General features: G+C 60.0%; 10 protein-coding genes. 6 read left to right on the top strand and 4 right to left on the bottom strand.

Annotation, left to right across the window (positions count from 1 at the left end):
* Positions 1-206 precede the first annotated feature (206 nt).
* Both NKI41_RS16765 and NKI41_RS16760 read left to right on the top strand, forming a co-directional pair.
* Positions 207-2507, top strand: a complete 2301-nt coding sequence (locus NKI41_RS16765; RefSeq protein ID WP_352684055.1) for a DGQHR domain-containing protein — start codon at positions 207-209, stop codon at positions 2505-2507.
* Complete coding sequence (locus tag NKI41_RS16760; RefSeq protein WP_352684053.1) at positions 2507-3328, top strand: DNA adenine methylase; 822 nt, start codon at positions 2507-2509, stop codon at positions 3326-3328. Before NKI41_RS16765 ends, NKI41_RS16760 begins: the two co-directional genes overlap by 1 nt.
* A gap of 9 nt (positions 3329-3337) precedes the next feature.
* On the opposite strand, the gene lepA is transcribed toward NKI41_RS16760, so the two are convergent.
* Positions 3338-5143 (bottom strand): translation elongation factor 4, encoded by a 1806-nt coding sequence (gene lepA / locus NKI41_RS16755; RefSeq protein WP_352539818.1) that lies wholly within the window; start codon positions 5141-5143, stop codon positions 3338-3340.
* Positions 5144-5301: 158 nt separating this feature from the next.
* Between lepA and NKI41_RS16750 the strand changes: the two genes are divergently transcribed.
* The 4 genes from NKI41_RS16750 (at position 5302) to msrA (ending at position 8487) form a co-directional block, all read left to right on the top strand.
* Complete coding sequence (locus NKI41_RS16750) at positions 5302-6387, top strand: TadE/TadG family type IV pilus assembly protein (protein ID WP_352684051.1); 1086 nt, start codon at positions 5302-5304, stop codon at positions 6385-6387.
* Between the two features lie 184 nt (positions 6388-6571).
* A complete protein-coding gene (locus NKI41_RS16745) occupies positions 6572-7288 on the top strand; it encodes a DUF1223 domain-containing protein (protein WP_502901213.1) in 717 nt (238 codons plus the stop codon).
* 78 nt (positions 7289-7366) lie between these two features.
* Positions 7367-7681 carry a hypothetical protein gene (locus NKI41_RS16740; RefSeq protein WP_352684049.1) on the top strand — a complete coding sequence of 105 codons (315 nt, stop codon included), beginning with the start codon at positions 7367-7369 and terminating at the stop codon, positions 7679-7681.
* Positions 7682-7758: 77 nt separating this feature from the next.
* Positions 7759-8487 (top strand): peptide-methionine (S)-S-oxide reductase MsrA, encoded by a 729-nt coding sequence (msrA, locus tag NKI41_RS16735; protein ID WP_352684047.1) that lies wholly within the window; start codon positions 7759-7761, stop codon positions 8485-8487.
* A gap of 198 nt (positions 8488-8685) precedes the next feature.
* On the opposite strand, the gene NKI41_RS16730 is transcribed toward msrA, so the two are convergent.
* The 3 genes from NKI41_RS16730 to NKI41_RS16720 all read right to left on the bottom strand — a co-directional run bounded on the left by NKI41_RS16730 (position 8686) and on the right by NKI41_RS16720 (position 13697).
* The gene (locus NKI41_RS16730; RefSeq protein WP_352684045.1) at positions 8686-11220 is read right to left on the bottom strand and encodes a mechanosensitive ion channel family protein; all 2535 of its coding nucleotides are present in this window, start codon (positions 11218-11220) and stop codon (positions 8686-8688) included.
* A 102-nt stretch (positions 11221-11322) separates the two neighbouring features.
* Positions 11323-12327, bottom strand: a complete 1005-nt coding sequence (locus NKI41_RS16725; protein ID WP_352539814.1) for a cytochrome d ubiquinol oxidase subunit II — start codon at positions 12325-12327, stop codon at positions 11323-11325.
* Positions 12324-13697, bottom strand: a complete 1374-nt coding sequence (locus NKI41_RS16720; protein WP_352684042.1) for a cytochrome ubiquinol oxidase subunit I — start codon at positions 13695-13697, stop codon at positions 12324-12326. Before NKI41_RS16720 ends, NKI41_RS16725 begins: the two co-directional genes overlap by 4 nt.

The raw sequence follows: 13697 nt of genomic DNA, 5'->3' as shown, positions 1-13697 counted from the left end.
CCCAAATAGCGCTGTCACGGATTTCGAGCGGCGCAGTATTGCCGGGCGAAGTGAACGGAACGAGACGGAGGCGTCGAGAGGTGCCATTCCTTTCGGGCGATGGTATGTTTCGGGTTATTTTGACCGATACAGCACACCCACGGAGCGGAAACACGTGTCTAACCGGACCACGGAGTTTCCCCACAGTTGAAATTGCAGAAAATATCTTGAACATCCGCGATATGGGGACGAATCAAATCGAAAAATTGAGCGATGCGTGCTTCGCTTCAACACGATCCGAGCGGATTTCTGAATATAAGAACCGCAAGCAGGCATTTGACTATCAGAGAGTCAGCCCCGCGTCTGTCGAGGAATTTAAAAGCCAAGGGTGGGAATTTGACAGATCCCTGAAGACGGGGACGCGTCTACGTCGAGCGAAATCAAGTGAGGAAATGTTAGAGAATCGATTTTGGTCAGTTCTCTACTTACTTGGATTTGAACGTCTTAACCTCGGGCATGATCTGGCTTTGCCGATCGAGGCGGACGGCGGGCGCACGTCTAAAACGATAAGTGTGCTGGGAATAGACGAGGACACAATTGTCGTAGCTGAGTGCCGGACAGCCGAGAGCTTAAAGCGGAAAAGCCCGTTCAGTGTGGTTGCCGATCTTGATGTGCACAAGCGATCAATAGCGAACACCCTGAGGAGGTTCCTTGGCGAGGGTTCAAACAGAAAGATAATCTGGTGTGTAGTTACCGCTCATATTCGCTGGGCGGACGGAGACCTTGAGAAGGCCAAGGAAAAACAAGTGCACGTTCTGCGAGAGCAGGAGCTGAGGTACTTTCAAGAGATTGCGAAAACGCTGGGGCGAGCAGCAAAGCACCAGTTCGTTGCCGAATTTCTAAGCGGCCAAAAAATCCCTGCACTAGCAAATAGACATGTTTCTGCCTCAAAATTTAAGCTTGGGGGTCGAACAGCATATGCTTTTACCATACCTGCAAAGGACTTGCTTAGGCGGGCATTCGTCAATCATCGCGACCTTCGAGATCCGTCTGGGGCCCCTTCGTACCAACGACTGATCGATTCCAGGAGAATAAAGGCAATTGCCGCCTTCCTTTCGAAAGGAGGATACTTCGCGAACTCCATTATCGTCAGCTTTCACACGCCGGTTCGATTCGACCAAAAGGACCGCGACGAAGATGCCGATGTGCGATTTGGTAAGCTCTATCTACCGGACTCATATAAAACCTGTTGGGTGATCGACGGGCAGCACCGACTGTACGGGGCTTCTTTGATGGAGGAGGGACGGGACCCAATTATACCGGTTGTTGCTTTTGAGAAGCTTCCCGCCACCGAAGAAGCTATTCTTTTTACGACGATCAACAAGGAGCAGAAGCAGGTTCAGCCCCGCCTGCTTGATGAGTTGGATGGCGAATTGAAATGGAACTCAGACGATCCTGAAGAGTCGGCGGGGGGAATAGCGGCTCGATCACTGGATCAACTTAGGCATGAGATTGCAGGGCCGTTCGAAGATCGTTTTGCGCCACCCGGTGTTCCAGCCACCAAAAACCAAGTTTTGACCTTGCCTCAAGTCAAACAGGCTCTCTTGAAAAGCGGGTTGTTGGGGCGACGCTCCAACCGAGATGATTCATACCTACCGGGCGCCCTAACCGGTGGCAGCAGAAAATCTACGCTGGAAAATACCTCCGACTTTCTGAGCGGCTATTTTAGCGCTGTTCGAGCCGCCAATGTCCCCAGATGGGAAGGGGGGCCTCAGCAACTGCTTTGCTACAATCCGGCGATCCAAGCCCATTTGAGGCTTTGTGGGGAGGTCGTGCGCCATTTCAATCTGAAACTAAAACTCGACCCGCACGAGATGGAGCCCCAAGCGCTCGTGTTAAGGATCGTGGAGTTTGGTAAGTCGCTTTTTGATTTCATCTCGGACAGCTCTGACGAAGCCTTTAAAGAGCGGTTCTACGTTCCGTTTGGCTCCGGGGGGCCAGCTCGCTATTTCTACAAGGCGGCAGAGCTGGTGAGTCGAGATCACACCGATTTTGAGCCAGATGGGCTGAAAGAATATTTGGCCGGTACGAACAAGGAACTACGAGAAGAATGTGACCGATTGGTTTCGTGGATCACAGACGAGGTTCACAGCTTCGTAGTTAGGCGGCTAAAAGAGCAGTATGGCTCAGACTTCTTTAATGCAGGTATTAAGAATAAAGAAATAAAAAAGAAGGCTTACGAAAAGAGCCTGGATGACCCCACTGGCGCAAAGCCGCTTGAAACTTACCTGGATCTTCTTGAATTGAAAAAGATTGTAGAAAGTTCGGAAAACTGGCCTTTCTTTAAGGAGAGCCTGAATTTTCCCCTCCCGATACAGCCCAAGGGCCTTGCAAAGAATCTAATTTGGCTGGAGGACTTTAACGAGGTTCGCAAAGTATGGGCGCATCCTTATAATCGTGCTTATTCTGAAGAGGACGTGGCTCTCCTAAAGTTTATAGAATCTGAACTTAGAAAAAGGCTGATTTGATGCTTCTCCGTGCACCAAATTCGGTCATCTCTCCGCTTAAGTGGGCTGGTGGCAAGAGGTGGCTAGCCAACCGCCACCGGGAACTGTTCCCCAACCATTTCAAGCGATATTTTGAACCCTTTCTAGGCGGTGCGTCGATCTTTCTGGGGCTGCGACCTCAAAATTCGATCTTGTCTGATGCAAATGCCGAACTGATTGCAATGTATCGAGCGATTCGCGATGACTGGTCATCCGTAGCAGAGCAGTTGGAATCGCATGCTGGGCTTCACAGCGAATCTTATTATTATCTTCAACGAAGCTCGCCTCCAGACGAGCGCTTCGCCCGGGCTGCGTGGTTTCTATACATGAACAGAGCGTGCTACAACGGTCTATATCGCGTCAATAGGAGCGGAGAGTTCAACGTACCTAAAGGTTCTAAGTCTGAAATATTGCTGAAGACCGACGATTTTTCGGCCGTTTCGTCAGCGTTTTCCGAATCGGAACTTATCTCGAAAGATTTCGAAACCATCGTCGATATGTCTAGCGAGGGGGATTTCGTCTATCTAGATCCACCATATACTGTAAAACACAATTACAATGGATTTAATAAATATAATGAAAGACTCTTTTCGTGGTCGGACCAAGAACGACTCGCAAAGTCTGTACTAAAAGCTAAAGGACGAGGAGTTAAATTAGCCGTTAGTAATGCCAATCACACTAGCGTGTTAGAGCTCTACAAAACATTTGGTGAGATAGTTGAACTTACTCGCCATAGCACTATCGGTGGGCTCAAGGCGTCGCGCGCTTCCATCACGGAGATTTTTGTGCGCGTGGGCTACTGAAAATAGGCCTCAATCGCCCATCTTCAGCGCCTGGATAAACGCTTCCTGCGGGATGTCCACCTTGCCGAACTGGCGCATCCGCTTCTTGCCCTCTTTCTGCTTGTCGAGCAGCTTGCGTTTGCGTGAGACGTCGCCGCCGTAGCATTTGGCGGTGACGTCCTTGCGCAGCGCCGAGATGGTCTCGCGGGCGATGACCTTGCCGCCGATCGCCGCCTGGATCGGGATCTTGAACAGATGATGCGGGATCAGCTCCTTCAGCTTCTCGCACATCTGGCGGCCGCGCTTTTCCGCCGCCGTCCGGTGGACCAGCATCGACAGCGCATCGACCGGCTCCTCATTGACCAGGATCGACATTTTCACCAGGTCGCCTTCCTTGTAGTCGGTCAAATGATAGTCGAAGGAGGCGTAGCCCTTGGAGATCGACTTCAGCCGGTCGTAGAAGTCGAAGACCACCTCGTTGAGCGGCAGATCGTAGATCAGCATGGCGCGTTTGCCGACATAGGAGAGGTCGGCCTGAATGCCGCGCCGGTCCTGGCAGAGTTTCAGGATACCGCCGAGATAGTCGTCGGGGGTGAGGATGGTGGCGCGGATCCATGGCTCCTCGATGGCCGCAATCTTGACCACGTCGGGCATGTCGGCCGGGTTGTGCAGTTCCTTGACAGAGCCGTCGTTCAACAGCAGGCGGTAGACGACGCTAGGCGCGGTGGCGATGAGGTCGAGATTGAACTCGCGCTCCAGCCGCTCCTGGATGATTTCAAGATGCAGCAGGCCAAGGAAGCCGCAGCGATAGCCGAAGCCGAGTGCGGCGCTGGTTTCCATTTCAAAAGAGAAGGACGCGTCATTGAGGCGCAGCTTGCCGACGGCGGCGCGCAGATCCTCGAAATCGGCGGCGTCGACCGGGAACAGGCCGCAGAACACCACCGGCTGCGCCGGCTTGAAGCCGGGCAGGGCTTGTGCCGTCGGGCGCTTGTCCTCGGTGATGGTGTCGCCGACGCGGGTGTCGGCAACCTCCTTGATCGAGCCGGTGAAGAAACCGAACTCGCCGGGGCCGAGTTCGTCGACATTGATGCGGGCGGGCGTAAAGACGCCGGTGCGCTCGACCAGGTACCTGGCGCCGGTGCCCATCATGCGGATGGTCTGGCCCTTCTTCAGTACGCCGTCGATGATGCGGACCAGCACGATGACGCCGAGATAGGCATCGTACCAGGAGTCGACCAGCATCGCCTTAAGCGGGGCCGCGATGTCGCCCTCGCGCGGCGGCGGCAGATCGTTGACGATCGCCTCCAGCACATCGGGAATGCCGAGCCCGGTCTTGGCCGAGATCAGCACGGCGTTGGAGGCATCGATGCCGATCACCTCCTCGACCTGTTCGCGGATGCGCTCGGGCTCGGCGGCGGGCAGGTCGACCTTGTTCAGCACCACGACGATCTCGTGGTTGTTGTCGATCGCCTGGTAGACATTGGCCAGCGTCTGCGCCTCGACGCCCTGCGAGGCGTCGACGACCAGCAGCGAACCTTCGCAGGCAGCGAGCGAGCGCGACACTTCATAGGCGAAGTCGACATGGCCGGGCGTGTCGATCAGGTTGAGGACATAGTCCTGTCCATTGTTGGCGCGGTATTTCAGCCGCACCGTCTGCGCCTTGATGGTGATGCCGCGCTCGCGCTCGATGTCCATCGAGTCCAGCACCTGCTCCTTCATGTCGCGCAGCTCCAGCCCGCCGGTCGACTGGATCAGCCGGTCGGCAAGCGTGGATTTGCCATGGTCGATATGGGCAACGATGGAGAAGTTGCGGATGTTCTTGATCGGCGTGGTCATGCGGCGCGCTTTAGCAGGGGCACGCTACATCGGCAAGCGGCGGGGCGCGGGTGCGGCGGCGGGGCGGCAAAGTCGTTAAACTTTGATCCATGAGATTAGAGCATAGTTCGCGCCCGGCGTGATAACCCACCGGTCTATCGCCGTTTCGGGGGATCGGAATGCCGCTGTCAGCACGCAAATTTCTCAAATCGGTGAGCGGCTCGTTCGCGCCATTGCTCGCCATCTTGCTTATCCCGATGGTTGCCGCATTGGGTTTTTCCATCGACTATACCTCTGCGGTTTCAACCAGGGCATCGATGCAGAACGCCCTCGATGCAGCGTCGCTGTCGATCACGACGCTTGCGACGACCACGACGTTGGCGGACCGCCAGGTAAGCCTGCAGGACTCATATCTGGCCAATGGCGGGCAAGGCACGGCCAAGCTCGACAGCTTCGTCGTCGCCACCGACGGCGCCGCCAGCATCAAGGCTTCGGCCGGCTTTGCCATGCCGACGAATTTCATGCAGATCGCCAGGATCAACACGGTGCAGGTCGGCGTTGCGTCGGCAGTGACAAAGCGGCCGGCATTGGTGGAGGCCACGTTCAAGGTCGACAAGATCTCTGGCTGGTGGGACAAGACGGTGACGCTCTACGGCACCAAATTCGGGGACATGGTGGCCAACAAGCTGATGAGGATCTCCTACGCGTACAACAGGTTTGGCGATCCCAAAGGCTACGGGACGTCCTCTGTTTACGCGATCAACGGAACGACGGAGACGCTGGTCCAGAAACAAGTATGCACGACCGTCACGGTGACCAGCTTCTATGGCTTGCCCACCGGCACAATCACTCAGATCAGCGGTACCAGGAAATACGCAACCACCTGCGTCAACACGATGTATCCCGCGACCGGCGCCGGTGCGGTGATCGACGTGAAGGACATGGATAACCTGTCTCTGGAGATGAAGATTCCGAATCCCAATCCTGGTCTTGGCGGCGGCTATCTGGCGTCGGGCACGAAAGAAACCCTGCGATCGGACGATCCGGCCACGTCCGACCGATTGTTCATCGACAAGGTCAAGACGCTGGCCAATACGACTGTCGACATCTTTGAGGCCGTGCCGTGCGGCATCACCAGCAGTCAAGCGTGGGAAGATGGCGGATCACTTACCAACAACACCATAGACGATGCCGATTTTTCCTATTTTGTGACCGGCAAGTGCGCGTTCAACAAGCGGCCTTCGGAAACCGTGCTCACACAATAGGGGCGACTTGAGTGCCGATCTCCCCCTTGTGGTCCTCAAGGGGGGAGATCGGACATCGCCTCGGCTTTCGCCAATGCTCTAGGAACTCGGACTTCTCCTCAATCACGAAGCGGTGATGCTGTAACGAAGCGTGCGTCGGCGGCGAAGTGTGGACATGACACGATGTCTGCGCAGGAGAAATGCGATGCCCGGATCGACAGCGAAACGCAGCACAGCCCTGATGGGGCTCGCCGCGGCACTGTTTTCCGCGACTGTGCTGTCGGCAACCAGCGCGGCCGCCGGCGAGACGCTGACCGTCGTAGAGCTGTTCACCAGCCAGGGCTGCTCGTCCTGCCCACCGGCCAACGCCAATCTGATCAAGGTCAAGGACCGGCCCGGCGTGCTGGCGCTGTCCTTCAACGTCACCTACTGGGACTATCTCGGCTGGAAGGACACATTCGGCAAAGAAGAATTCACGCAGCGCCAGGTCCGCTATGAACCGTCGCTCGGCCGTTCCGGCCCGTTCACGCCGCAAGTGGTGGTCAACGGCAGGGCCGATGCCGTCGGCGCCAGGCCGGGCGAGATCGAGCAGCTGATTTCGAGTGGCGGCCACGGTGACGGACCTTCGCTGTCGCTCGCCGGCGGAAAGGTCAGCATCGGCGCCGGTCCGGTGCCCGGCGGCAAGGCCGACGTCTGGCTGGTGCGTTACGGCAAGGGCGTCGTCGAGGTGCCGGTGGCGCGCGGCGAAAACACCGGCCGCACGCTGCCGCACGCCAATGTCGTGCATTCGCTGACCAGGCTGGGCAGTTGGACCGGCGACGCCACCGCACTGCCGCTGCCGGCGGCGACGGGCGGCCTCAGCACAGCGGTGCTGGTGCAGGTGCCGGGCGGCGGGCCGATCCTTGCTGCCGCTACGAACTAGAAACCCTGCCGAAATTTTCACAACGCGCAGCGGCGCCGCCGCATGCGATCAACCCTGCCAGAACCCTAGGAGATCATCATGACCAATCGTTTGACCAATCGCCCGACCCTGGCGGCACTCGCCTTCGCACTTTGCTCGACGGCGCTGTTCGCAGGAGGCGCGGCGCGGGCCGAAGATGCGATGAAGCCGGCCATGGCGACAAACGCCATGAAGCCGGCAACGGATGCCATGAAGCCGGCCGGCGCCATGGCCGCTGACGCGATGGCCACGACCGCGATGAGGGCGGGCGATCCGATGAAGGCCGACTGCATGAACAAGGCCCCCGCCGAGACGGACGCCATGAAGAAAGCCGAAGCGACCAAGGCCTGCGATGCCATGGCTCCGACCAAATAGGCGATGCGCACAGCAATGTGAGAGCCCGGCGGACCTATCCGTCGTATAATCCAAACCAGCATCATGGGAGATCAGACATGACCGGAGCCGTGAAACGATCGTCGATTTTCGCAAAAGCAGCACTTGCCGCGCTCATCCTCACGGCCGCCGCGGCCGTATTCTGGCAGACGCCGGCAGTCTCGGCCGAAGACGCGGTGGTGATCCCGCCGCCGGCAATGGACGAGAAGGCCACCGCCGGCACCGAAAAGGCGGTCTTCGCCGGCGGCTGCTTCTGGGGTGTGCAAGGCGTGTTCCAGCACATCAAGGGCGTCACCAGCGCCGTTTCCGGCTATGCCGGCGGCGACCAGGACACGGCCGTCTATGAAATGGTCGGCACCAGCCGGACGGGCCATGCCGAATCCGTCGAGATCACCTACGAGCCGTCCAAGGTGACCTACGGCCAGCTGCTGCAGGTGTATTTCTCGGTGGCGCACAACCCGACGCAACTGAACTACCAGGGCCCGGACACGGGCACCCAGTACCGTTCGACGATCTTTGCCGAAAACGACGCACAGAAAAAGATCGCCGAAAGCTACATCGCCCAGCTCGACAAGGCCAAGGTGTTTCCCAAGCCGATCGTGACGACGCTGGAGACCGGCAAGACCTTCTATCCGGCCGAGGACTATCACCAGGATTTTCTGACGCTCAACCCGACCTATCCCTATATCGTCTACAACGATTTGCCCAAGGTCGAGAACCTGAAGCGGCTGTTCCCCAACCTCTACCGCGAAAAGCCGGTGCTGGTGCTGGCCGCTAACAAGAGCTGAGCTTTTGCAGGGCCTGCTGATCTCCCCCCTTGAGGGGGAGATGGCCGGCAGGCCAGAGGGGGTCGGTTCGGTTGGCGCGACGCGGTCCGGCATATCGAGGAAGACGAAGCTGGCACTCCACGCGCGGCGACCCCCCTCTGTCGCTTTCAGCGACATCTCCCCCTCAAGGGGGGAGATCAGCAGTTTCCGCGCTTCGCACTAGTCCCCCTTTTTCCAAGGCAGGCTCCAGCGCACCTTCTCCAGCGTCGCCTTTGCCTCGGTCGAGTCCGGGTCGGGCTCCGTCTCGCGATAATGCGCCGAGCCCTCAGGCGGGTAGGCAAGTGTGTTGTTGAGGGCGAATTTGTCGATCTGGCTGAAGTCGGGGAAAGGCAGGTTTTGCGCCTCGCGCCAATCGCTGACCCTTTTCTCCGCGGCGATGCGTTTTTCGTCGTCGACCGGAAGGTCGGTGGCTCTGTATTCCAGTGACGAAGGGAAGGCGAACTGCGCGCCGGCATCATCCATGATGTTGATCATGGACAACAGGATGTCCTCGCGGATGGCTTGAAAATCGGCCACGTCGGCGGTTTTGATATAAGTGAACACGTCGATATCGAGCGAATAGGCGCCGAAGCCGGCAAAGCGCACGCGGCACGGCTCATCGATGACGCGCGGATGGGCAATCAGCAGCTTGCGCAGCTCGGCCAGGACGTAACGTAGCTGATCGGGCGTCGTTTCGTAGCGCAGCTGTAGCGTCGTCGCGAACCGGGTGCGGTCGCGATGCGCGTAGTTCTCGATCTGCATGCCGGCGAAATCCGAGTTTGGCACCGAGATGATCGTGCGGTCGAGCGACCGGATGCGGGTGGAGCGCATGCCGATATGCTCGATCGTGCCGGACTGGTCGCCGAACTTGCAGAAGTCGCCGACGCTGACCGGCCGATCGGCATAGAGCGTCAGGCCGGAGAGGAAGTTCTGCAGCGTCGGCTGCGCCGCCAGCGCCACCGCCAGACCGCCGATGCCGAGACCGGCAATGACGCCTTCGTAGGGGATGGCGAGCACTTCGGCCAGCAGCAGGAAGGCGACGACCAGCACGGCGACGCGCGCCACGCCGGTGGACAGCGAAATCAGCGTGTCGTGATAGCCGGGCACCTGCCACAGTCCACGGTAATGGTCGGCGACCTTGCCGATCAGGTGCCAGACCACCGGCACGGCGCCAATCACGACCAGGCTCCAGGCGATTGCCTTGACCGGGGCGGCGACCACTTGCGGCAGACCGAGCGGGCGCAGCGTCAACAGCAGGAAGAAGCCAAGCACGATCGAGCGCACCGCCCATTCGACGATGCGGAAGAAGGCAGGGCTGTCCGTCCTTCGCACAAACAAGGAAATCAGCGCATTGGCGATGAAACCGAAGACGATGCCGGCCAGTGCGGCAAGGCCGAGCATCGACCATTGCCAGCGCTCCATCGGGCCGGCGCGGGTGAGCAGGCCGGGGCTGATCTCGCGGGCGAGGCCACGGGCGATGAAGAACGGGTCGGTGCTGGCGAAGGCGGCGAATTCCGGCGCCACCGGCACGTCTTCGACATCGGCGTAGAGCGCGCGGATGTGGGCGAGCGTCTCGGGCGTGAACTGCCAGATCTTGCCCTTCTCAGTCTCGACCGGGCCGATGACGATGTTGCCGGCGGGATGCTCGAAATAGACGAAGGGGGTGTTGCTCTTCGGATCGTCGGGGATCTCCTGCCAATAGACGTAGCCGATGCGGTCGATGACCTTTTTGAGATAGCGCTCGAGCAGGAACGCCTCGTCGCCACGCACCGCCTGACTGTAGTTGCGCAGGTCGAGCGCCGCCTGGGCCGGGTCGCCGGCTTCGGTGAGGCCGCTCAACAGTACCTTGAACGTGTCGCGCGGCGAGGCGAGCCTGCTCGGATCGTCGACCATGTCGACGGCTTCGCCACGCGCTTCCTGGAATTCGGCGAGCTTTGCCTGGAGCTGGCCAAGTGGCGGCCCGACGATGAACCAGTCGCCATTCTTGCGGCGAAAAGTGACGGCGAAGGAGACCCTGGTGCCGTATTGCGGCAGCGTCGCCGTCACCTCGTCGCCGGAAATCGCATCATGCGGCAGGCTCCACAGACGGAACGTCGCGTTGTCGATGACGGTGAACAGAAGCTTGGTGTAATCGGGCATGTTGAGGCCGCCGCGGTCGGCCTCGGTGACGTCGACGAGACCCGCTGCCAGACCGGCAAGACCCATGCCGCCGCCGGTGGCGCGCGGCACATTGTCGGCGCCGCTCTCGTTCATCGTCTGCAGGAACGAGCGCATGGTGCTCATCGGGCTCGACTGGTCGACACGGACGTCCTCGACGGCGCTGACGCGCACACCTGTCCACCATTCGGCGGTGGCGGCATCGAAGCGGCCCATGAAGCTGCCGCCGTCAGGCGATTGGACGAAGGTGAAGGCGCCCTGGCGGTCGCCTTCGAACCAGTGGCCGACAAGCTTGTCGCCTTCGGCCTTGGCCTCGATACGGCCGTTATAAAGCGGGTACACGCCCTTTACGTCAGTGCCCGTCTGCTCGAACTTGATCTGGGCGCCGCCGCCGCGCCACTTCGTGTCCCACACGCCCGTCCAGTTGGCCGCGTCCTGGGCATGCGCCTGGGGCATGGCCGGCAGCAGGCCGGCAAGCGCGAGTGCGCCGATCAGCGCGACCGTCCGGATCAGCAAAAGCAGCAGCCGATCCTGTCCTGCCGCAAAAAAGGGGTTCATTCTGTTGCCCTTCTTCTTGCCGGTGATTCTGCTGGTCCGGCCAGAGAAGGTTATTCCGCTTGAAGATGAATATTCTGTTTCAGGCTGCGACTGCTATGCCGGTCAGTCATAGGTCAGATCCGTCGCCTTGCCGGCGAACACCCGGTAGGCAAAGAACGAATAGAAGATGATGATCGGCAGCACGACGACCGTCCCGACCAGGATGACGGCCAGGCTTTCGGGTGCCGAAGCAGCCTGCCAGATGGTCAGCCGGTCGGGCACCACGAAGGGGTAGAACGACCAGGCGAGGCCGGCAAAGCCGAGCGTGAAGATCGCGGCCAATGTCAGGAACGGGAGCAGCGCGTGGCGGTCGCCGGGTTTCGGCAGATGGAAGGTCTGGCGCCACAGCCACAGGAACAGCACTGCCGACAGGATCGGCAGCGGCGACAAATAGAGCATGGCCGGCCAGACGAACCATTTGTCGAAAATGCGCGCGCTGGCAAAGGGCGTGGCCAGCGATACCGCGACCATGCCGAGCGCGGTCAGCACCAGCGCCGTCCGCAGCCACAGCACCGCCTTCTTCTGCAGATCGCCTTCGGTCTTATAGATGACCCAGGCCGCTCCCATCGCCGCGTAGGCCGCGGCAAGGCAGAGCGCCACCAGCGCGCCGAAAGCGACGCCGCCAGGGCCGACGTCGAGGCCGAGCACATAGACGCCGAGCATATAACCTTGCGCCAGCGACGCGACGACCGAGCCGAGGAAAAAGATGCGGTTCCAGCGGTGCTTCCTGCCGGCCGGTACCTTGGCGCGGAAATCGAAGGCAACGCCGCGCAGGATCAAGCCGACCAGCAGCACGAAGACAGGAATATAGAGCGCGGTCAGGATGGTGCCGTGCGCCAATGGAAAGGCGACCAGCAGCAGGCCGACCGCCAGCACCAGCCAGGTCTCGTTGGCGTCCCAGAACGGGCCGATGGCGGCGATCATCGTATCCTGCTCGGTGTCTTCGGCTGCGGCGAACAGGATGCCAATGCCGAGATCGAAGCCGTCGAGGATGACGTAGATCAGGATGGCGAGGCCCATCAGCCCGGCGAAGATCAGAGGCAGCAGGGTCGGCCAGTCGACGCTCATGATGTTTCTCCTGGTTGCGCAACCGGCTGCGACAGCGGCCTGTTCATGACGCCCGGTAGCGGCGAGGTGTCACCATCCTTCGCCGCCTTCAATGCCAGATGCACCAACACGCCGAGATAGGCGATCAAGAGCAGCACATAGAGGATGAGATAGACCGCGAGCGACAGCGCGACATGGCTGCCGGCGACCGGCCCGACAGCTTCGGCGGTACGCAGCACGCCGGTGACCAGCCAGGGCTGGCGGCCGATCTCGGTGGTGTACCAGCCGGCCAGCGTCGCCAGCCAGCCGGACAGCGCCATCGGCACCATGACGAGCGCCAGCGGCTTGGGCAGGCCGTGGCGGCGCTTGAGGAAGAAGGCCGCCGACCAGGAGACGGCGAGCATCAGGAGGCCGGTGCCGACCATGATGCGAAAGCCCCAGAACACCGGAAATACCGGCGGATGGTTGCCGGCATAATCGTTCAGACCCGGCACGATGCCGCCGGCGCTGTGCCTGAGGATGAGGCTGGCGCCATCCGGAATGGTGAGCTCGAACCTGTTCTGCTTGGCCGCTTCATCGGGAAGAGCAAACAGCACCAACGGCACGTTGGGACCGGTGTTCCAGTTGGCTTCCATGGCGGCGATCTTCTGCGGCTGGTGTTCCAGCGTGTTGAGGCCGTGCTGGTCGCCGGCAAAGATCTGGATGGGAATCAGGATAGCGGCGGTGAAGACGCCGGTGCGCAGGGCCTTCCACATCGATTCCGAGCGATCGCCGTAGAGATAGCGCAGCGCCGACAGGCCGGCGATCAGGAACGAGACGGTCAGCCCCGAAGCAAGCAGCATATGAACGAGCCGGTAGGGCATGGACGGATTGAAGACAACGGCCCACCAGTCGGTGGCGTGCGCAACACCATTGCGCATCTCGAAACCGGCCGGTGTCTGCATCCACGAATTGAGCGCGATGATCCAGAAGGCGGACAAGGTGGTGCCGCCGGCCACCAGCACCGTCGCCAGCGTATGGACGCGGTTCGAGACGCGGCGGAAGCCGAACAGCATGATGCCGAGGAACGCCGCCTCGAGGAAGAAGGCGGTCAGGATTTCGTAGGCCAGCAGCGGGCCGGCAATGTTGCCGACCGTCTCCATATAGCCCGGCCAGTTGGTGCCGAACTGAAAACTCATGGTGACGCCGGAAACCACGCCCATGGCGAAGGACAGCGCGAATACCTTAACCCAGGTGAAATACGCGCGCATCCAGGCGGAATCGTTTGTCGCGTTGTAGCGGAGCTTGAAGAACAGCAGCACCCAGCCGAGCGCGATGGTGATCGCCGGGAACAGGATGTGGAACGAGATGTTCGCGCCGAACTGTATGCGCGACAGAATGAGCGGGTCCAT

Source organism: Mesorhizobium sp. M0601, assembly GCF_040320845.1.
In the GTDB taxonomy this organism is placed as follows: Bacteria; Pseudomonadota; Alphaproteobacteria; order Rhizobiales; family Rhizobiaceae; genus Mesorhizobium.
The sequence above is the reverse complement of the archived record's forward strand: the minus strand, read 5'-3'. Positions and strand labels throughout refer to the sequence as shown.